Annotated in this window: 22 protein-coding genes; 17 read left to right on the plus strand and 5 right to left on the minus strand. The window is 70.5% G+C overall.

Annotated features, from left to right (window positions below; all coding sequences use genetic code 11):
• Nucleotides 1-40 precede the first annotated feature (40 nt).
• Nucleotides 41-271: an Lrp/AsnC ligand binding domain-containing protein gene (locus ACQUQF_RS03490; RefSeq protein ID WP_435175756.1), complete on the plus strand. Its 231-nt coding sequence runs from the start codon at nt 41-43 to the stop codon at nt 269-271.
• A gap of 79 nt (nt 272-350) precedes the next feature.
• Here the strand turns inward: ACQUQF_RS03490 and ACQUQF_RS03495 are convergent, their stop codons facing one another.
• A complete protein-coding gene (locus ACQUQF_RS03495) occupies nt 351-521 on the minus strand; it encodes a hypothetical protein (RefSeq protein WP_435175758.1) in 171 nt (56 codons plus the stop codon).
• Nucleotides 522-548: 27 nt separating this feature from the next.
• On the opposite strand from ACQUQF_RS03495, the gene ACQUQF_RS03500 reads away from it, so the two are divergent.
• From ACQUQF_RS03500 to nadC, 6 genes are all read left to right on the plus strand, one after another.
• Complete coding sequence (locus ACQUQF_RS03500) at nt 549-1,193, plus strand: bacterio-opsin activator domain-containing protein (protein ID WP_435175760.1); 645 nt, start codon at nt 549-551, stop codon at nt 1,191-1,193.
• A 102-nt stretch (nt 1,194-1,295) separates the two neighbouring features.
• The gene (locus ACQUQF_RS03505) at nt 1,296-1,589 is read left to right on the plus strand and encodes a HalOD1 output domain-containing protein (RefSeq protein ID WP_435175762.1); all 294 of its coding nucleotides are present in this window, start codon (nt 1,296-1,298) and stop codon (nt 1,587-1,589) included.
• Nucleotides 1,590-1,715: 126 nt separating this feature from the next.
• Complete coding sequence (locus ACQUQF_RS03510; protein WP_435175764.1) at nt 1,716-3,311, plus strand: amidohydrolase; 1,596 nt, start codon at nt 1,716-1,718, stop codon at nt 3,309-3,311.
• A 227-nt stretch (nt 3,312-3,538) separates the two neighbouring features.
• Nucleotides 3,539-4,672, plus strand: coding sequence for a quinolinate synthase NadA (gene nadA / locus ACQUQF_RS03515; RefSeq protein WP_435175766.1), 1,134 nt, complete (start codon nt 3,539-3,541; stop codon nt 4,670-4,672).
• Nucleotides 4,669-6,246 (plus strand): L-aspartate oxidase, encoded by a 1,578-nt coding sequence (locus ACQUQF_RS03520; RefSeq protein WP_435175768.1) that lies wholly within the window; start codon nt 4,669-4,671, stop codon nt 6,244-6,246. Before nadA ends, ACQUQF_RS03520 begins: the two co-directional genes overlap by 4 nt.
• Nucleotides 6,233-7,045: a carboxylating nicotinate-nucleotide diphosphorylase gene (nadC, locus tag ACQUQF_RS03525; RefSeq protein ID WP_435175770.1), complete on the plus strand. Its 813-nt coding sequence runs from the start codon at nt 6,233-6,235 to the stop codon at nt 7,043-7,045. Before ACQUQF_RS03520 ends, nadC begins: the two co-directional genes overlap by 14 nt.
• Before the next feature lie 16 nt (nt 7,046-7,061).
• On the opposite strand, the gene ACQUQF_RS03530 is transcribed toward nadC, so the two are convergent.
• Nucleotides 7,062-8,258: an ABC transporter permease gene (locus tag ACQUQF_RS03530; protein ID WP_435175771.1), complete on the minus strand. Its 1,197-nt coding sequence runs from the start codon at nt 8,256-8,258 to the stop codon at nt 7,062-7,064.
• A 144-nt stretch (nt 8,259-8,402) separates the two neighbouring features.
• Between ACQUQF_RS03530 and ACQUQF_RS03535 the strand changes: the two genes are divergently transcribed.
• Nucleotides 8,403-9,311 (plus strand): ABC transporter permease subunit, encoded by a 909-nt coding sequence (locus tag ACQUQF_RS03535; RefSeq protein WP_435175773.1) that lies wholly within the window; start codon nt 8,403-8,405, stop codon nt 9,309-9,311.
• A 47-nt stretch (nt 9,312-9,358) separates the two neighbouring features.
• Here the strand turns inward: ACQUQF_RS03535 and gpmI are convergent, their stop codons facing one another.
• Nucleotides 9,359-10,984 (minus strand): 2,3-bisphosphoglycerate-independent phosphoglycerate mutase, encoded by a 1,626-nt coding sequence (gene gpmI, locus ACQUQF_RS03540; RefSeq protein ID WP_435175775.1) that lies wholly within the window; start codon nt 10,982-10,984, stop codon nt 9,359-9,361.
• 159 nt (nt 10,985-11,143) lie between these two features.
• Here gpmI and ACQUQF_RS03545 point away from each other — a divergent pair, with 159 nt between their 5' ends.
• The 3 genes from ACQUQF_RS03545 to ACQUQF_RS03555 all read left to right on the plus strand — a co-directional run bounded on the left by ACQUQF_RS03545 (nt 11,144) and on the right by ACQUQF_RS03555 (nt 14,818).
• Nucleotides 11,144-12,559 carry an NAD(P)/FAD-dependent oxidoreductase gene (locus ACQUQF_RS03545; RefSeq protein WP_435175777.1) on the plus strand — a complete coding sequence of 472 codons (1,416 nt, stop codon included), beginning with the start codon at nt 11,144-11,146 and terminating at the stop codon, nt 12,557-12,559.
• Between the two features lie 485 nt (nt 12,560-13,044).
• A complete protein-coding gene (locus tag ACQUQF_RS03550) occupies nt 13,045-13,836 on the plus strand; it encodes a hypothetical protein (RefSeq protein WP_435175779.1) in 792 nt (263 codons plus the stop codon).
• 241 nt (nt 13,837-14,077) lie between these two features.
• Complete coding sequence (locus ACQUQF_RS03555) at nt 14,078-14,818, plus strand: proteasome assembly chaperone family protein (RefSeq protein ID WP_435175781.1); 741 nt, start codon at nt 14,078-14,080, stop codon at nt 14,816-14,818.
• A gap of 118 nt (nt 14,819-14,936) precedes the next feature.
• On the opposite strand, the gene ACQUQF_RS03560 is transcribed toward ACQUQF_RS03555, so the two are convergent.
• Nucleotides 14,937-15,530 (minus strand): DUF6149 family protein, encoded by a 594-nt coding sequence (locus ACQUQF_RS03560; protein WP_435175783.1) that lies wholly within the window; start codon nt 15,528-15,530, stop codon nt 14,937-14,939.
• A gap of 104 nt (nt 15,531-15,634) precedes the next feature.
• On the opposite strand from ACQUQF_RS03560, the gene ACQUQF_RS03565 reads away from it, so the two are divergent.
• Together ACQUQF_RS03565 and ACQUQF_RS03570 are read left to right on the plus strand one after the other, a co-directional pair.
• Nucleotides 15,635-16,876 (plus strand): NAD(P)/FAD-dependent oxidoreductase, encoded by a 1,242-nt coding sequence (locus ACQUQF_RS03565; RefSeq protein ID WP_435175785.1) that lies wholly within the window; start codon nt 15,635-15,637, stop codon nt 16,874-16,876.
• Nucleotides 16,877-17,024: 148 nt separating this feature from the next.
• A complete protein-coding gene (locus tag ACQUQF_RS03570; protein ID WP_435175787.1) occupies nt 17,025-17,291 on the plus strand; it encodes a zinc ribbon domain-containing protein in 267 nt (88 codons plus the stop codon).
• A 9-nt stretch (nt 17,292-17,300) separates the two neighbouring features.
• On the opposite strand, the gene ACQUQF_RS03575 is transcribed toward ACQUQF_RS03570, so the two are convergent.
• The gene (locus ACQUQF_RS03575; RefSeq protein ID WP_435175789.1) at nt 17,301-17,585 is read right to left on the minus strand and encodes a hypothetical protein; all 285 of its coding nucleotides are present in this window, start codon (nt 17,583-17,585) and stop codon (nt 17,301-17,303) included.
• Nucleotides 17,586-17,688: 103 nt separating this feature from the next.
• Between ACQUQF_RS03575 and ACQUQF_RS03580 the strand changes: the two genes are divergently transcribed.
• The 4 genes from ACQUQF_RS03580 to ACQUQF_RS03595 all read left to right on the plus strand — a co-directional run bounded on the left by ACQUQF_RS03580 (nt 17,689) and on the right by ACQUQF_RS03595 (nt 19,573).
• Nucleotides 17,689-17,925 carry a DUF7120 family protein gene (locus ACQUQF_RS03580; protein ID WP_435175791.1) on the plus strand — a complete coding sequence of 79 codons (237 nt, stop codon included), beginning with the start codon at nt 17,689-17,691 and terminating at the stop codon, nt 17,923-17,925.
• 163 nt (nt 17,926-18,088) lie between these two features.
• Entirely contained in the window at nt 18,089-18,331 is a 243-nt protein-coding gene (locus ACQUQF_RS03585) for a hypothetical protein (protein WP_435175793.1), read from the plus strand.
• A gap of 126 nt (nt 18,332-18,457) precedes the next feature.
• Nucleotides 18,458-18,853 (plus strand): DUF7124 domain-containing protein, encoded by a 396-nt coding sequence (locus tag ACQUQF_RS03590; RefSeq protein WP_435177593.1) that lies wholly within the window; start codon nt 18,458-18,460, stop codon nt 18,851-18,853.
• Between the two features lie 198 nt (nt 18,854-19,051).
• Nucleotides 19,052-19,573 carry an SPW repeat domain-containing protein gene (locus ACQUQF_RS03595; protein WP_435175795.1) on the plus strand — a complete coding sequence of 174 codons (522 nt, stop codon included), beginning with the start codon at nt 19,052-19,054 and terminating at the stop codon, nt 19,571-19,573.
• Nucleotides 19,574-19,608 lie beyond the last annotated feature (35 nt).

The following is a 19,608-nucleotide window of genomic DNA, read 5'->3' on the forward strand; positions in this document are numbered from 1 at the left end:
CCAAACGCTTTTCTCGTATGGTACTGAATGGCACAGTGCGATGGTTCACGCGTTTATCATGGTGGAGACTGCCGCCGGGCGCTCCGGCGACGTGCTCGAAGCGATCCGGGGGCTCGACCGCATCACGGAGGCCCACGTGGTCGCCGGCGAGTTCGACGTGATCGCGGAGGCCGACGCCGACGAGGTGTACGACGTGCTCCACGCCGCCTCGACCGACATCTCCGGGATGGACGGGGTCGCCGACACGCGGACGTACATGGCGATCGACTAGGCGGACCCCGGCGCTCGTTCTACCGGTTCGGCGGCACTCTAGCCCGACCCCGACACCCCGCGCAGTGCTCGGCCGCCCGTCAGTGGTCGAGCTCCCGCACCTCGTGATCGGCGAGGAACGAGTCGAGCCACGCCCGCTGGTCGCGCAGCCTCGGCGGCAGGTCGGCGTACACGCGGTCGAACGCGTGGTCGGGGTCGGCCGGGCGCTGTATGGTGATTCCGGGGCTCGACCCCGGCTCCCAAACGACCATACTACCGGGGGCCGAAGTCGGGGGCCAATGAGTGTCATCGCGGAGCTGTCCGTCCCCGTCGAGAACTTCCCGCTCGGCCGGGCGCTCGCCGCGACGCCCGAGATGGCGGTTGAGCTCGAGCGCGTCGTCCCGACCGGCGACGCGACGCTGCCGTTCTTCTGGGTCTGGGGCGACGACGTGGCGGCGTTCGTCGCCGCGCTCGAGGACGACCCCGGGATCGAGTCGGTGACGGTGCTCGACCGGGTGAACGACGGGGCGCTCCTGCGGGCGACCTGGACCGCCGCGCCCGGTCTCATCGAGGCCGTCGTCGAGTCGGAGGCCACCCTGCTGGAGGTGGCCCGGCACGACGGCAGCTGGCGGTTCCGGCTCCGGTCGCCCGACAGGGGCGCGATCGCGGCCCTCCAGCGCTACTGCGCCGACCACGGCATCGACCTCCGGCTCAACTGGATCCACTCGGTCGAGTCGGTCGAGGCCGGCGAGCAGTACGGGCTGACCGACGACCAGCGCGCCGCGGTCGTGGCCGCGTTCGAGGCGGGCTACTTCGACGAGCCCCGGGGCACGACCCTCGAAGAGCTATCAGCGGAGTTCGACGTCTCTCCCCGGGCGATCTCGCGGCGGATGCGCCGCGGGCTCCGGAACCTGGTCGCGGCCACGCTCGCCACCGAGGAGTGACTACTTAAACCCGTTCGGGACCGAACGGGACAGGGTACGCCCCCGGGGCCCGACTTCGGGGTAGGAACGCTCCGGAGACCCGCTCTTCGAAGCCGAGTCAGCATGAGCGACAAGCAATCGACTGTACGTCCAGAGCCGGTACTGACCTACGAACTGAACGGCGGCGAGCGACCCAGCGAGGGGGTCGTCGCGGCCGTGGCGGCGGCCGCGGGCGCCGACCCGACCGACCTCGACCCGCTGGCCGAGACCCTCGACCCGGACGCGCTCGACGCGCTGTTCGCGGCCCACCTCGACGGGACGCCCCGGGACGCCGGCCGCACCGAGTTCTCCTTCTGCGGGTACGGCGTCGTCGTGAACGGCACGGGGCACGTCTCGGTGCTCGACGCCGGCCGGTAGCCGGCCGGGCGTCGGACCGTCGGCCGGTGCGACCGACGGGGCGGTCCTCGCGTCCCGGCCGACCCGCCCGGTCGTCGCGTCGCCGATTCCCCAACGGTTATCGCCTCCGGGGCGCACGTCTCGGACATGACAGCGCCGGCAGACCGCATCTTCACGAACGCGGAGGTCCACACGCTGGGCGACCCCGACGAGGTCGCCGAGGCGGTGGCGGTCCGGGACGGCGAGATCGTCCGGGTGGCCGACGCCTACGAGGTCGAGTTCCTGGAGGGGGTCGGCACCGAGGTGGTCGACCTCGGCGGGCGGGTCCTCCTCCCGGGGTTCGTCGACGCCCACACCCACCTCCAGCACCTCGGGGCGAGGCTGGTCCACGCCGACCTGTCGGCGGCAGACTCGCCGGCCGACAGCGTCGCCCTGCTCGGCGAGACCGCCGAGTCCCGCCCCGACGACGAGTGGGTGCTCGGCTTCGGCTACGACGAGAGCGGCTGGGACGAGTCGCGGTACCTCACCCGCGAGGACTTGGACGCCGTCTCCGGGGACCGGCCGGTCGCGGCGTTCCGCGAGGACATGCACACCGCGGCGGTCAACTCGGTCGCGCTCGACCGCCACGCCGACGCGATGCCCGACGCCGACGTCCGGACCGAGGGCGGCGAGCCCACCGGCGTTATCGTCGAGGAGGCGGTCGACGTCGTCTACGAGGCCATCGAACCCGACGCCGACCAGCTGCGCGAACTGCTCGCGGCCGCCCAGCGCGAGGCCCACCGGAAGGGCGTCACCGCGGTCCACGACATGGTCCGCCAGTCCCGCGCTCCCGAGGTGTACCGGCGGATGGACCTCGACGGCGACCTCGCGCTCCGGGTGCGCATCAACTACTGGTCGGACCACCTCGACGCGCTCGACGAGGTCGGCCTCCGGACCAACCACGGCAGCGAGTTCGTCCGGGTCGGCGCGATCAAGACGTTCACCGACGGGAGCCTCGGCGGCCGGACCGCGAAGCTCTCCGAGCCCTACGCTGACGTCGAGGGCGCAGGGGAAGGAGCGGACACCGAAAGCGCGGCCGCCGATGACGGGACCGGTTCGGCGACCGGCCAGTGGGTCGTCCCGCCCGAGGAGCTCCGCGACCTCGTCGACGAGGCCGACGGCGCCGGGTTCCAGGTGACCGCCCACGCCATCGGCGACGAGGCGGTCGACGAGGTGCTGTCGGCCTACGAGGCGACCGGCGACCCCGGCGCCGCCCGCCACCGGGTCGAGCACGCCGAGCTCGCCGACGACGCGGCGGTCGAGCGGTTCGCCGAGTCCGGGGTCGTCGCCTCGGTCCAGCCCAACTTCCTCAAGTGGGCGCGCGAGGGCGGCCTGTACGACGACCGCCTGGGCACCGAGCGCCGCGAGCGGTCGAACCGCTTCGCCGACCTGCTGGCGGCGGGCGCGCCCCTCGCGTTCGGCAGCGACTGCATGCCGCTGGACCCGCTGTTCGGCGTCCACCAGACGGTCAACGCGCCGGCCGAGCGCCAGCGCCTCCCGGTGACCGAGGCGCTCCGGGCCTACACCCGCGGGGCGGCCTACGCCGGGTTCGACGAGGACCGCCTCGGCACCGTCGAGGCGGGGAAGAAGGCCGACCTCGTGGCGCTGGAGCGGTCGCCGTGGGACCACTCCGGGGACATCGAGAACATCGACGTGGCGCTGACCGTCGTGGACGGCGAGGTCGTCTACGACGACCTGGGCTGACGCTCAGTTACTCTCTCCTGCGGTCGGCTCTCCTTCCCCGACCAGACGTTACCGGGCCGACCACGCGGTAGTACCTCGCTGTTTTTCCACTTCGAGGGAGTAGACTGTCGGCCGATTATCCCCTTCGATAAGGTCCGTCCATCCAAGCCACTTCACACCCAATCTATGAAGAGAAAATATTTTCAATAGTGCCTACCGAAATCTGTCACAATCGTAGGTGGATAACCGTGCCAAAGATGGAAACAGCAGACATCGAAACGGACCTCAGCCTCTTCAAGTACGACAACCTCGAACAGTTGCCCGAAGCGTACCGGGGACTGGACGAGGAAGAGCGAACGGAGCGCATCGAGGCCGCGAGGGCGGCGCTCGGCGACGACCTCGTGATCCTCGGCCACAACTACCAGCGCCGGGAGATCGTCGAACACGCCGACTTCGTCGGCGACTCCTACCAGCTGAGCGTCGAGGCCGCCGGGGCCGACGCCGCGTACGTGGTGTTCGGCGGGGTGACGTTCATGGCCGAGTCGGCAGACATCATCACCGACGACGACCAGACCGTCATCCTGCCGTCGATGGAGGCGTCCTGCCCGATGGCCGGGATGGCCGAGGCGCTCCAGGTCGACGCCGCGTGGGCCGAGATCACCGAGGCGGCGCCCGACGCCGACATCGTGCCCGTCACGTACATGAACTCCTACGCCGACCTCAAGGCGTTCTGCGCCGAGCAGGGCGGCGCGGTCTGCACCTCCTCGAACGCCCACGAGGTGTTCGAGTGGGCGCTTGAGCGGGGCGACAAGGTGCTGTTCCTGCCGGACAAGCACCTCGGTGAGAACACTGCCCACCGCCTCGGCATGGAAGACGCCGTCGCCGAGTGGGATCCGTGGGACCCCGAGGGCAAGGACGCCGACGAGGTCGCGGAGAGCGACATCATCCTGTGGGACGGCTACTGCCAGGTCCACGAGCGCTTCCGCGTCGACCACGTCGAGCAGGTCCGGGAGGAGTACGACGACGCGAACGTCATCGTCCACCCCGAGTGCCGGCGCGAGGTCGTCGAGGCCGCCGACGTGGCGGGCAGCACCGCGACCATCTGCGACACCGTGGCGGACGCAGACTCCGGCGAGACGTGGGCCGTCGGGACCGAGATCCACCTCACGAACCACCTCCAGCGGTGGCACCCCGAGGTGAACGTCGTGCCCCTCTGCGGCGAGGCGTGCATGGACTGCAACGCGATGCGCCAGATCGACCCCAACTACCTGACGTGGGTGCTGGAGGAGCTGGTGGCGGGCCGCGAGCGCAACGTCATCGAGGTCGCCCCGCAGGAGGCGGAACTGGCCGAACTGGCGATGGAGCGCATGCTGGAGATATGACGGTGGCGGAAACTGCCATCCCCACGGAGACAGACGTCCTCGTCGTCGGTAGCGGCGTCGCCGGCTGTGCGGCCGCGCTCGCCGCGGCCCGCGAAGGTGCCGAGGTGCTGGTCGTCACGAAGGCGACCCGGCCCGAGGAGACCGCCTCCCACTGGGCGCAGGGCGGGGTCGCCACCGCGCGGTCGGACCCCGAGTCGTTCGCACAGGACGTCCTCGACGCCAGCGCCGGCACCGCCGACCCCGAGGCGGTCGAGGTGCTGGTCGAGGAGTCGCGCGAGGCGGTCGAGGACGTGCTGGTCGAGACGCTGGACGTGCCGTTCGATCGCGCCGGCTCGGCGGACGGCGAGGACGCGGGGAGCGGCGGCTTCGACTTCGCCCGCGAGGCCGCCCACTCCGAGGAGCGCGTCCTCCACGTCGACGCCAGCACCGGCGAGCACGTGCTCGCGCCGTTCCTGAACCACCTCGACGCCCGCGACCGGGTGACGGTCCGGGAGGACACCGCCGCGCTCGACCTGGTCGCCCACGAGGGGCGCGTTCACGGCGCAATCGTCGACGGGGGAGACGGAACCGCGCCGGAGCCGGTCTTCGCCGGCGCGACCGTCCTCGCGACGGGCGGCATCGGCGCGCTGTACGAGACCTCTACCAACCCCGAGACCGCGACCGGGGACGGCATCGCGATGGCGGCGCTGGCGGGCGCGACGGTCGAGGACGTGGCGTACGTGCAGTTCCACCCCACTGCGTATTCCGGCGACGACCCCTTCCTGGTCAGCGAGGCGGTGCGGGGCGAGGGCGCGGTCCTCCGAAATGCGGCGGGCGAGCGCTTCATGCCCGACTACCACGAGGACGCCGAACTCGCGCCCCGCGACGTGGTCGCAAGGGCGGTCGCCGACGAGCGCGAGCGTACCGGCGAGGTCGTCCTGGACGTCTCGCCCCTCGACTTCGCCGACGAGTTCCCGGACCTCGCCGGGAAGTGCGAGACCCGCGGCGTCGACTGGCGCGACGGGATTCCGGTCGAGCCGAGCGAGCACTTCCTCTGCGGCGGCATCGCGGTCGACGACCGCGGCCGGGCCGACCTCGACCGGCTGTTCGCGGTGGGCGAGTGCGCCCGGACCGGCGTCCACGGCGCGAACCGGCTGGCGTCGACCAGCCTGCTGGAGGGGCTGGTGTGGGGGCTGCGGGCCGGGGAGGTCGCGGCCGGCTTCGAGCCCCGGACCGGGGTCGCGGCGGCGCCCGACCTGCGCGACAGCGACCCCGCCCTGCCCGCGGGGTTCGCCCGGGAGAAGTTCGTCCGGCTCCGGCGGGTGATGGACGAGCACGTCGGCCTGCGCCGGACGCCCGAGGGGCTCCGGCGCGCAACCGCGGTGCTTCGGCGGCTGAAGGGCGAGGTCGACGCCTACACCCGGACCCGGACGTCCCGGAGCCTCTACGAGCTCCGGAACGCCAGCGTGGTCGCGCTGCTGGTCGCCCGGCAGGCCGCGGAGGCCGACCCCGTGGGGTGTCACGCGCTCGCGGAGCGCGGGGCGGACGACGACGCCGGGAGGAGGGACGAGGTGACCCCGAATGCGAGTGACTGACCGAGAGGTCGAGACGTGGCTCCGGGAGGACGTGGGCCACCGCGACGTGACCAACCACGTGCCCGGGGAGACGACCGGCCGCCTCGTCGCGAAGGAGGCGGGCGTCGCGGCCGGCCTCGACGCCGCGACGGCGGTCTTCGACTACCTCGACGTCGACGCATCGGCGGTCGTCGACGCGGGCGACCGAATCGAACCGGGAGACCCGGTGCTGGCGGTCGAGGGCCCCGCGGAATCCGTCCTCCGGGGCGAGCGGGTCGCGGTCAACGTCGCCGGCCACGCCTCGGGCGTGGCGACTGCGACCCGCCGGGCGGTCGAGGCGGCCCGCGAGGTCGACGACGACGTGGCAATCGCGGCCACCCGGAAGACCACGCCGGGGCTCCGCGGCGTCGAGAAGCGCGCGGTCGCCGCGGGCGGCGGGGACACCCACCGGCTCACGCTCTCCGGGATGGTGATGGTCAAGGACAACCACGTCGCCGAGATGGGCCTGGAGGCGGCGGTCCGGCACTTCCGCGAGGAGAAGTCGTTCACCGCCAAACTGGAGGTCGAGGTCGAGTCGCCCGAGGACGGCGTCCGGGCCGCCGACGCGGGGGCCGACATCGTCCTGTTCGACAACATGACGCCCGACGAGGTGCGGGAGGGCGTGGAGCTGCTTCCCGACGGCGTGCTCGCGGAGGCCAGCGGGGGGATCGGCATTGCGGACGTATCGGATTATGCTGCGACTGGTGTCGATGTCATCTCGATGGGGGCGCTGACCCACTCGGCGCCGAGCCTGGACCTGTCGTTCCGGACCGGCGGGTGACACGGTCGCCTCGCGGTCAGTGCTCCCGGCGGGGGTCGAGCACGTCGCTGAGAGCGCGGCCGAACAGGTTGAACGACAGCACCGTCAGGACCAGCAGCACGCCCGGGATCGCCGTGATCCACCAGCCGGGGTGGACGTCCGCCACCCTGACGCCGTAGAAGATGGTCTGGCCCCACGAGACCACGGTTGGGTCGCCGAGCGTCCGCTCGTGCGGCCGGAAGATGATGAACGAGAGCGCGGCCTCGGTGACGATGAGCAGCGGGATCTGGAGGGTCACGTTGGTGAGCACCGGACCGGAGATGTTCGGCAGCAGGTGCCACCGCATCACCTGGCGGCCGTCGGCGCCCGCGGTCCAGGCGGCCTTCACGAACAGCGACTCGCGGCGCTGGAGCACCTCGTTGCGCACCAGCCGGGCGAGCCCGCCCCAGCTCGCCATCCCGAACACCGCGATCATCGCGAGCAGCCGGTACTCCCGGTTCCACTGCCAGAACAGCAGGTAGACGAAGATGGCGGGCACCGTCTGGAGCACCTCGGCGACTCGCATCAGCACCGCGTCGGTCCGACCGCCCGCGTACGCGGCGACGAGACCGACCCCGACGCCGGTCGGCACGATGATGGTCGCCGAGACCAGCGCGACCTGGAGGCTGGTCCGGGCGCCCAGCACGACGAACGGGAGCATGTCCTTGCCGAGGTGGGTCGTGCCCAGCGGGAACCGCCACGTGCCCTGACACCGGCCGTCGACGACCGGCCCCACGCAGGAGCCCAGCAGCCACCGGGTGTCGACGCTCAACCCGACCGGGGGCTGGTACGACCGGGAGAGCACCCACCTGGTCGGTTCGGTCACGAACAGCGGCCCGACGAGTCCGACCGCGGCGAACAGCAGAATGTAGGCGAGGCTCGCGACGCCGAGGGGGTGGCTCCGGAGCCGCTTCCAGTAGCGCCGCGTCATCCCCGGGTTCCTGGCGAGGGGAACCGCGACGAACGACCCGACCGCGACCAGCGACACCGCCAGGAGCCAGTCGAGCGGTTCGAGGGCCGCGACCAGCGGGAGCGAGTTCCCGCCGGCGTCGTAGAGGAACCCCGCCGCGAGCAGGCCGAGTCCCGCGAGGAACGCCCGGACGTTCCGACCGAGGTGCTCGGACTCGGCCGCGGTCACGCGCTCCCAGTCGACCGCCTCGAACCGGTCGGGTTCCGACGGAGGGCCAGAACTCATGTCGACGGCTTGGCCGATGACGAACTAAAGCATTTATGTCTCGTCATTTACTTTCTGACACTACGATGACCGCCTACTCCACGACGACGGCGACCGCCGGGTCCGTGATCGCGGGTCGGACACCTCGACCGGAGGAACTGCCCCATGAGTAAGCGGTCGTTCCTCCTCCGGCGGCTCGCGGGGACGGCCGTCTCGGTCTGGGTGGTGTTCACCCTGGCGTTCGCGTACGTCAGGGCCACCTCCGGCCTCGCCGGGGCCGTCTCCGTCGGCGGCGGTCCGGCGTCGCCGAGCGACTCGCTGCTGGCGCAGTACGTCGACTGGCTCGTCTGGTTCGCGACGATCTGGGACGCACCAGTCGCGGCGCCGATACTGGAGAGCCTGCCCTACACGCTCGCGTACCTGGTTCCGGGACTCGCGTTCGCGGTCGTCGCCGGCATCGGCGTCCGGATCTACACGGTGGCGTCCGAGGGCAACCGGCTCGAACGCCTGACCGACGGGTTCACGCTCCTGGCCGTGAGCGTCCCGACGTTCCTACTGGCGTACTTCCTGCGGTGGTGGCTGCTGCCCCACTACTTCAGCCTCCTGAACGACGTCCGGATCTACGACCCCCTGCTCGGGCCGCTCAGCCTCCGGAACCTACAGGCGACCGTCTGGCCGGCGTCGGTCATGGGGCTGTACCTGTTCGCCGTCCAGTTGCACTACTCGGGCGAGGAGCTCCGGGAGTACCTGTCGGCGGAGTTCGTGAAGACGGCCCGCGCGAAGGGCGCGGGCGTGTGGCGGGTCGGCCGGCACGTCTTCAGGAACGCCGCGATTCCGCTTCTGACGCTGTTCTTCACCGACATGCTCGGGATGGTGGTGGTCGGCGTCTTCGTGGTCGAGTTCGTCACGCACGTCCCGGGCGTCGGCGAGCTGGCGATGGACGCGGTGCTCGACCGGAACCTGAAACTGGTGTTCAGCCTCGCGCTGCTGTCGGTGCTGGCCGGCGTGTTCACCAACTTCCTCCAGGACGTCGCGTACGCGCTGTTCGACCCGCGGGTCGACTTCGGGGAGTGAGCGCCGGGTCCGAGCTCGCGGACGGAGCGTCCGGCCGACGCGGCGGCCTACTCCAGCAGGCTCTCGCCGGTCATCGCCTCGGGCTGGTCGACGCCGATGAGCGAGAGCATGGTCGGCGCGACGTCGCAGAGCGACCCGCCCTCGCGGACTCGCGTGCCGCCGGAGCGGTCGCGTCGCTCCCGCTCCGAGCCTCCGCTCGCCGCGCTCGCCGAGACGCCGCTGTCGCCCTCGGGCGTCAGGTAGACGAGCGGGACCGGGTTGTAGGTGTGGGCGGTGTGAGGGTTCTCGGGCGTCCCCATGTCGTCGGCGTTGCCGTGGTCGGCGGTGATGAGGACGTGCCCGCCCGCGGCTTCAATCGCCTCGACGAGGCGGCCCAACTGGGCGTCGACGGCCTCGACGGCTTCGACCGCGGCGTCGAAGTCGCCGGTGTGGCCCACCATGTCGGGGTTCGCGTAGTTGAGCACCAGCACGTCCGGGTCCTCCTCCTCGATGGTGGCGACGGCGGTGTCGGTGACCTCCTCTGCGCTCATCTCGGGCTGCTGGTCGTAGGTCGGGACGTCCGGCGACGGGACGATCTTGCGTATCTCGCCGTCGAACTCGACCTCGCGGCCGCCGTTGAGGAAGTAGGTGACGTGGGCGTACTTCTCGGACTCGGCGATGCGGAGCTGGGTGAGCCCGTGGTCCGCGAGCACCTCGCCGAGGACGTCCTCGGGCTGGTGGGGCGGGAACGCGACCGGCAGGTCGAACTCCTTGTCGTACTGGGTCATCGTGACCAGCCGGATCTCGGGAGGATCGGTCTCGAACGTCCACACCGGGTCGATGTCGGCGAGCATCCGGGTCAGCTGGCGGGCGCGGTCGGCCCGGAAGTTGAAGAAGAGCGCGGCGTCGCCGTCCGCCATCGCGAGATGGCTGCTCGCCGAGCCCTGCTCGGGGGCGTCGCCGTCCGAGAGGGCGGGGCCGCCCTCGACCAGGGTCGGCTCCACGAACTCGTCGGTGGTGTCGCGGTCGTAGCTCTGCTCGACCGCCTCGACCGCGGAGTCGGCGGTGTACTCGGCGTCGCGCTCGACGATGGCCTCGTAGGCCCGGCGGGTGCGCTCCCAGTTCCGGTCGCGGTCCATCGCGTAGTACCGCCCGGAGACGGTCGCGACCTCGCCGGTCCCCTCGCGGTCGATCACGTCCTGGAGGTCCGCGAGGAAGCCGGCGCCGCTCCGCGGCGGGGTGTCCCGGCCGTCGGTGAACGCGTGGGTCACCGCGTCGACCCCGCGCTCGGCCGCCAGTTCGATGAGCGCGTAGAGGTGCTTCTGGTCGGAGTGGACGCCGCCCTCGCTGACCAGCCCCATGAAGTGGACCCGGCCGTCGTTCTCGCGGGCGTACTCGAAGGCCGAGTCGATGGCCTCGTTCTCGCCCAACTCGCCGTTCGCGATGGCGTCGGAGATGCGGGTGTACTCCTGCTTGACCACCCGGCCCGCGCCGATGTTGAGGTGGCCGACCTCGCTGTTGCCCATCTGGCCCTCGGGCAGGCCGACCCGCCGCCCGGTCACGTCGAGGGTGCCGTACGCGCCCGCCCCCGCGAACCGGTCGAAGTTGGGCGTGTCGGCGGCTTCGATGGCGTTGCGACCGCCGTCCTCGCTTCCGAGACCCCAGCCGTCGAGGATTATCAGCGCGGCCTTCATGCCCGAACGGAAGGCGCCGCGTCCTAACTACTCTTCGCTTGGCGAGGAATCGGCGGCCCGTCGACCCCGGGCACCCCCGCCCGTCGACCGACGTGTCCTCGGTCCGACACCCCGGAACGTTCAACAAGACCTTTGGCCGCCCGCGGCGAACGCCGTGGTATGAAAGGCGTCGTCGGTGGGGGAATCGCGGGTCTCGCGGCCGCCTACCGCCTCCAGCAGCACGGTCACGACGTGCAGGTGTTCGAAGCCAGCGACCGGGTCGGCGGGCTCGCCGCGGTGTACGAGACCGCGGGCGACCCGATAGAGAAGTTCTACCACCACCTCTCGGCCTCCGAGGAGACCATCGTCGACCTCATCGAGGAGCTCGGCCTTGGCGACCGGCTGACGTGGCCCATCGGGAAGAACGCCTACTACTGGGACGGGACCGTCTACCCGATGGACAAGCCCTGGGAGATCCTGGCGTACCCCTACATGAGCGTCTACGACAAGTTCCGGCTCGCGATGCTCACCCAGGAGATCGACGTCCGGGGCGGCATCCCGAAGTTCGACACCTACGAGAACCTCGAGGACTTCGAGGACGTCCCCATCGAGCAGTTCCTGCGCGAGCACACCACCAACGGCGTCTACGAGGGCTTCTTCGAGCCGCTGCTCGACGCCAAGTTCGGCGACCGCAAGGACGACGTGAGCGCCGCCTGGCTGCTGGGCCGCATCAAGTTCCGCGGCGAGCGCGATCTGCTCCGGGGCGAGCCCCTGGGCTACCTGGAGGGCGGGTTCGGCCAGCTGCTCGACGCGCTCGTGGAGGCGGTCGGCCGGGAGAACATCACGACCAACGCCCGGGTCACCGACCTCGACCTGGAGGACGGCCGGGTCGGCGCGATGACGGTCGAGACGAAGTCCGCGGCGAGCACCGAGGGCGGCGAGACCGCGGCCGAGGCCGAAGCCGAGGCGGACGGCGGGGTGGAGGCCGCCGACGCCGGCGTCACCACCGAGACCCACGAGGTCGACGACGTCGTGGTCGCGGCGATGCCCAACGTCTTGGAGGACCTCTGCGGCTACGAGTGCGACATCGACTTCCAGGGCGCGGTCTGCGCGCTCGTGACGATGGACGAGCCGCTGACCGACACCTACTGGCTCAACATCGCCCACGACGCGCCGTTCGGCGCGCTCATCGAGCACACCAACTACATACCGCCCGAGAACTACGGCGGCGACCACCTGCTGTACGTCGCCAGCTACATCCAGGACTACGAGGAGGAGCTCTGGCAGCTCGAGGAGGACGAGGTCCGGGACCTGTGGCTCGGCCACATCGAGGAGATGTTCCCCCAGTGGGACCGCTCGCACGTGAAGGAGTTCCGGCTGGCCAAGAACCCGCGGGCGGCGCCCATCTACGAGCGGGGGTACCTCGACACGGTCATCCCCTACGACCTCTCCGAGGAGGTCGCCGAGGGGCTCTACTACGCCGGGATGGCGAGCCGGGCGCAGTACCCCGAGCGGAGCCTGAACGGCGGCATCGTCGCGGGCTACGAGTGCGCCGACCGGATCGCCGGCCGCAAGCGGGTCGTCAGCCCGGAGTAGGCCTCCCGGTCGACGGTATCCGCCGGAGACACCGTCTCACGCCGGCGAACGCCCAGAACACCTTTCCGCGATTTCGGCCGATTCCCGCGGGGGAACCTATGAGCAGCATCGGGGACTGTTCGCCGAAACCGACGGCTCGCTGCCGGACTACGACGCCGCACAGGTCGGGCTCGAACGCACCGTCGAACAGACAGCGGGAGTCGACGCCGGCACCGAGGCGTTCAGCGCCGACGGCCACGGGCTGTCGTCGGTCGCGCTCGGTGCTCGGACAGTTTGACGGCGACGACAGGAACAGCCGAGCGCAACCGATGCCGACGTGCTACGAGTCGGCCCGTCGCTGTGCGGACACGGGACGGAGTCGGTCAGACGCGGTCGGCGACCCGGCACCCATCTCGAAGTCGGAATCAGCCGAGCAGAACCGTTACACCGCCGAAATGGCCCAGAATACTTTTCCGCGTTTTTCCCGTATCCTAGCCCGGGATACCATGAGTAGCATTCTGTCACGGGAGACGCAGGAACGGGGAGCGAAACGAACGGGCGACGGCGGAAGCAGTTCGCTGATGGACGCGTTCGAGGTGAAGATGAAGGGGTCCGGAGGCTCGCAGGGGGACGGCTCTACCCGCCCGATCCTGCTCGTGGACCTACGTGCGATGTACGATTGGATGAGAGGGAGCGGCGGCAGCGGCGGTAGCAGCGGTAGCGGTGGCAGCAGCGGCGGCGGGATGGCCGCGACCGTCGAGAGCGCCGCCGAGGACACGCTCAAGACTGCGACGAAGGACACGGTGAAAACAGCGACAAAGGACGCGGTGAAGAAGAGCGTCGGCAGCAGCGAGAGCAGTAGTAGCGGTCGCAGCAGTAGTAGCGGAGGCGGACGCGGCGTCCTGTCGAAGGTGTTCCTCCTCGGCATCGCGCTCGGCCTCGGCTACGCGGTGAGCAAGCGGTCCGGGTCGGTCGGCGAGTCCGTCGGCAAGGCCACCGACCGCGCCCGGGACATCGCCGACAAAGCCGAGATGCGCTCGGGCGAGGTCGCCGGCCAGGCCGAGCAGGTCACCGACGAGGCCGCCGACCGGATCGAGGAGCGCGGCGGGCCGGTCGCCGAGGAGGCGGCCGACCGCGTCCGCGACGCCGGGGAGACGGCCGCCGACAGCGTCCAGGAGGGCGGCGAGATGGCCGCCGACCGAGTTGACGAGGCGGCCGACGCGGCCGAGGACGCGGAGCAGCGTGCCGAGGAGGGCGGCAGCGGCGGAACCGACGGCGACGACCAGAGCGGCGACTGAGGCGAAAGGTCCGGAGCAGTCCGAGCGAGCGAGAGCCGGGACCGCTTCGGTCCGGCGGAAACGGGGACGCCGGCCGAACCGGTGACGACGCCGGCCGAACCGGTGACGACGCCGGCCGCACTGCTGACGACCACGTTCGGACCGGAGAGGAACCGTCGGCCGGCGGTGGACCGCCTTGCGGGCGGCAGTCCGCCGCCGGCCGGCAATCATCGTTTTCCCTGTCGCTGTCCAAGCGCCGGCCATGGCACACGTCACCGTCGAGAGGCCGGACATCTCGCTCGACGCACCGACGCTGGTCGGCGGGCTGCCCGGCGAGGGGCTCATCGGCAAGCTGGTCGCCGACCGGCTGGTCAGCGAGTTCCGGATGGACTACTACGCGGGCGTCCACTGCGAGGGGGTCCCGCCGGTCGCGGCCTACCGGTCGGACGAGCCGGCGGTCCGGCCCGGCATCCAGCTGTACGCCGACGTCGACCGCGACCTGCTGGTGCTGGCGAGCGACATCCCGGTGTCGACCTCCAGCGCGCCGGCGTTCGCGGGGTGTCTCACCGACTGGCTCCGCGAGCACGACGCGACGTCCATCTACGTCAGCGGCCTCTCGAGGGCGGTCGACGACGGGTCGCGGGCGCTGTACGGGCTCTCGACCGGCGACGGCGACCGGCTGCTCGCGGACGCCGGCATCGCGCCGCCCGAGCACGCCGGCATGGTCACGGGGCCGACCGGGGCGCTGCTGAACCGCGCCGGCGACGAGCGGATGGACGGCGTCGGCCTGCTGGTGGAGACCGACGGCTCGCTGCCCGACTACGACGCCGCCCAGACCGTGCTCGAGGACGGCGTCGAGCCCATCGTGGGCGTCGACGTCGACACCGAGGCGTTCAGCGCCGACACCCACGAGCTGTCGCCGGTCGCGCAGTCGGCGCTCGAACAGCTGGGCGGGAACGGCGACGGGAACAGCCGGGCGCAGCCGACCCCGACGTTCTACTAGGCCGCGAGCGGCGCAACCGACGACCGCAACGAGAGGCCACTGACGAGCCCGGCGGGAACGAATCGGTGACGAACCCGGCGGGAACGAATCGGCGACGTCCGCAGCGAGAACAGAGCGGCTACGCCTCTGCGTCCTCGTCGCTCACGCCGGGCGCGTCCGACACGTTCACGTCCTCGGGTTCCTCCCGGCCGCCGACGTGGACGTTGCCGTCCTCGTCCTCGACGTACACGTCGTCGGCGAACCCGCCCTCGGCGTAGGGGTGCTCGGGCTCCTCCAGCTTCTCCGGGGTCGAGGGCGCGGCCGGGAGGCCGGCGGGCGGGCCGAACTCCCCGAGCGGGTCCTCGATGGTGATGCCGTGGCGCTCGAAGAAGGTCTCGTAGCGCTCGTAGTGGTCGCCGAGCTCGTCGACCGGGAACTCCATCATCTCGGTCCAGCCGTGGTTGTAGAAGTCGAAGTTGGCCTGGACGTGGGTGATCTCGCGGGCCTCGGCCTCGGGCGCGCCCTGCTGGAGCGCGGCGAGGTAGGTGTCCATCGTGGCGTCGAAGAAGGCGTCGAGGTGCTCGCGGCGCTCCTCGCGGTGGTCGGGGTCGGCCTTCTCGAGGAAGATGCGGGTGTGGAGGTCGACCAGCTTGTCCTTCACGAGGTCCGAGACCACCGGCAGCTCCAGCGCCTTCTTGGAGGCGAAGTGGCGGACGTTCTGCTTTATCTTCATGGGCGACGGTTGGGGCGCGACTCCCAAAAGTCCGTCTGTCCGTGAGTCAGTCGCACGATTCGGAGATAGCAACCCACTTTAACCCCGATAGTGAAGGTTCGGCTATGAGCGAGTCGTACGTGATAATCGGTGACGGGATCGCGGGCAGCTCCGCCGCGGAGACCCTCCGCGAGGAGGACCCCGACGCCGACATCGCCGTCATCACCGACGAAGGTGAGGCCCTGTACAACCGTATCCTCATCAAGGAGTTCGCCAAAGGAAAGCTCCCCGAAGCGCCCATCTCCATCCACGAGGAGGACTGGTACGCCGAGCGGGACATCGACCTCGAGCTCAACACGTTCGTCACCGAGGTCGACGCCGACGCCCACGAGGTCCACACCCACGACAGCGGCACCTACGAGTACGACAAGCTGCTGGTCGCCACGGGCGGGACGCCGACCCAGCTGCCGGTCGAGAACAGCGACGCGGAGGGCGTCCACCACTTCTGGACGTTCCAGGACGCCCGCCGCATCGAGGAGCACGCCAGCGAGGCCGACACCGGCGTCGTGGTCGGGGCGGGGCTGCTGGGCATCGACCTCGCGGCGGTCTGCGCCGCCCAGGGGGTCGACGCCAAGTACATCATGCGGGGCAACCGCTGGTGGCGCTACGGCCTGAGCCTCGACGGCGCCGAGATCATCCACGACGCCCTCGAGGAGAAGGGCGTCGAACCCGTGCTCGAGAGCGGCGTCGAGCGCTTCGAGACCGACGACGACGGCCGCGTCGTCTCGACGGTCGACGCGAACGGCGAGGAGTACGACAGCGACTTCGTCGGCGTCGCCATCGGGCTCAACTTCAACACCGAGTTCCTCCAGGGCGCGGGCGTCGAGGAGGACAGCGGCATCGTGGTCGACGAGTACATGCAGACCAGCGCCGAGGACATCTACGCCGCCGGCGACATCACCCGGTACTACGACACCATCCTCGACGAGTACGCCCAGAACGGCTCGTGGGGCTCGGCGAAGGAGCAGGGCCAGGTCGCCGCCAAGAACATGGTCGCCGACGACGAGGCCGAGGCGTTCCGGTGGGTCTCCTCCTACTCCATCACCCACTTCGACTTCCCGTTCCTCAGCTTCGGCTTCCCGACGCTGGGCGACGACGAGTGCGAGCGCAAGTACAGCGACACCGAGTGGCGCCGGCTCGCGTTCAAGGACGGCAAGCTCGTCGGCGGCGTGCTCATCGGCGACATCGCGCCCCAGGGCAAGTACAAGGACCTCATCCGCCAGGAGGCCGAGGTGGCCGACCAGAAGGAGGTCCTGCTGGAGAAGGAGTTCGACCCCGACGAGCTCGCGATCCCCCAGGAGCAGTAGGCGCCCCTCCCGGCAGTAGACGCCCCACCGGCAGTCGGCGCCCCCGCCGACCAAGAGCGATCGGGGCCGCAACCCGCGACGGATTCGCGGACGCAGTGGGACGGCGGCAAAGTGATTAACTCTTCTCGGTGCGTACGTTCGGACGACCATGGGTCCGACCTGGGTGTACGGGGCCGTGATCGCGGTCGCGCTGGTCCAGCTGGTCGCGCTGTCTCGGCTGCGAACCGGCGTCGCTCGCCCCGCGGACGGCGCCCCGAGCGCCGGCGCGGGCGACGACGACACCGTGGAGTGTCCGGAGTGCGGCGCGGAGAACGAGCCCGGATACCGGTTCTGTCGGGGGTGTGCGAGCGAGCTCCCCGGCGCCGCCGCCCGCGCTCGCGGTCCGCGCGGGGCCCGGGCCCGACGGCTCGGCTGACGCCCCGGCTCACTCCGCCAGCCACGAGTCGGCGGGGATCTCGTACCCCTCCTCGTCGCAGATGTCGCGCGCCAGCGACCGCACCGACCGCTCCCGGGGCAGGGTCTCGGACTTGCGTATCGACCGCTCGATGTCCGCGGCGAGCCGGTCGACCGCCGACTCGCCGCCCACCGCGCGCATCGCCTCGAGCGCCTCGCGGTACTCGTGGTCCTCGGGCGCGGGACCGACCCGTTCGTCGAGCTCCTCGTCCGCGAGCGCGGCGATCTCGTTCAGGTGGGTGTCGACGCTCGCCATGCGCGATCCGACGGCTTCGACGCTCAAAACCCTGGTCGCCGCCCGCGGAACGAACTGCAACCGTACCCAACGTTGTTATACGTGGAACCGCTACCGGCTCCACATGCCCCAACTCGAAATTTCTCTGTCGGACGACATCGACATGCAGATCGACCAGCTGGTCTCCCAGGAGGAGTTCGTCGACCGGCAGGAGGCCCTCGAGGAGATGCTCTCGCTCGGCATCAAGGAGTACCAGACCACGATGGAGAGCGACACCCGCGACGAGATGGAGTTCGCCGACGAGATGATGGAGACGACCGAGCGGTCGCTGGGCGACGACGACGAGGGCTACCGGTTCTGACCGGCCGGCGCCCGCCGCGGCCGATTCGCGCCGCGCTCCCGGTCAATCCGCGCCGTCCCTTTTCCGACCCCTCGCCGGCGAGGAATATCTACATCCGCGAGACGTTGGTTCCGCACGCCAGAAGGCTTAAGATACTCCACGACATTTGGTATCGTGTAGCATAATGTCCCTGAACACGACTTCCGGAGCCGACGGCGACGGGCGGACGCTTCGCCTCCGTCCGACGACCGACGTCTCGTCCGGCACGCCGGTGCGACACTTCGACGAGCTGTCGGACCGCGCCCAGCAACTGCTCGCCGAGACCGACGACCGAACGAACGTCGCAGTGACACCCGACCTCGCCGCCGAGTTCGACGACGAGCCGGTGGTCGTGTTCGCCGAGTACCTCAAGGTAGAGCTCGCCTGACGCCGACTCGCGTGCTCCGGAGCGTCGGCGCCGGGCCCCGCACCGGCCCGCCGGCCGCCCCGGGCCGGTACCGAAGGCGTTTTGCCCGCCACGGGCCGACACACGGGCATGAACGGAAGCGGCGACATGACCCTCGCCTTCGAGCTCTCGGCGCTGGAGGAGCTGGCCGACCCCGGCGCGGTGTTCGACGACGCCCGGCGGTGGAGCAAGTACGTCGGCGTGGTCTCGGACAAGCCCACCTACGTCGTGACCAACTTCACCCGGAAGAACCGCATCCGCCAGGACTTCTTCTCGGGCCCGCGCGGGAAGGCCGAGAGCTTAGAGAGCGTCCGCGAGCAGTTCGACACCGACCGCCACGTCTTCGTCAGCACGGCCGACGAGGACCGCGAGCTGGCCGACGAGACCGGCTGGGAGTTCCTCGACGTGACCGAGGCCGCCGAGGCCGCGGAGTGGCAGCTCGCCGACGACGTCGACGGGGACGCGGTCGAGACCGAGGAGAACCAGCGCGACGACTGGCCCTGACCGCCGGCGTCGTCTCCGATTACAGACCGATTACAGCCGACCGGGGAACGGTTACGGGACCGCGGCGAGCGGTGAACCGGCGGCCGACCCGGTTCCGACCGTCTCGCGCTCCCCCTCAACGACCGAGTAACAACCGAACGGTTTCGAACGGGGTCGCCCGCTTATCCGCGTCGAGGGGCAACCATCGCCCGGGAAAGCATGGTCGACAACGACCCGTACGACGGTGACGATGACGACGACGCCGGTTTCGACGACGACGTCGCGGACTCGGACTACAACGACTACGACGAGGCGCTCGACGAGAACCCCGACGAGGAGGGCAAGTGGACCGCGGGGCTCAACGTGCTGCTCGGCCTGTGGCTGATCGTCGCCCCGTTCGTGTGGGACGCGGTCGTCGCGGGCGACATCTGGGCCGACGGCGTGTTCGGCGGCGCGCTCGCCGCCAACCCGTGGAACGACATGGTGGTCGGCGCCGCCATCGCGGTGCTGGCGGCGTACAACTTCTACCGGGCCGCGAACGAGGAGGCCATCAGCGTCGGCGTGGCGTCGCTGGTCGCGCTGCTCGGCCTCTGGCTGGTCGTCGCGCCGTTCATCTACGACACCGCCAGCGCGCTGAGCTTCTGGAACGACATCGTCGTCGGGGCGCTGGTCGCCATCCTGGCGGGGTACAACATCTACACCGCCAGGGACGTCGAGGAGACCACCGCGGCAGAGGCGTGACGGAGTCGACCCGTCCCTGATTTTCCGCCGACGCG

The sequence above is a fragment of the Halorussus sp. AFM4 genome (assembly GCF_051194995.1).
GTDB lineage: Archaea > Halobacteriota > Halobacteria > Halobacteriales > Haladaptataceae > Halorussus.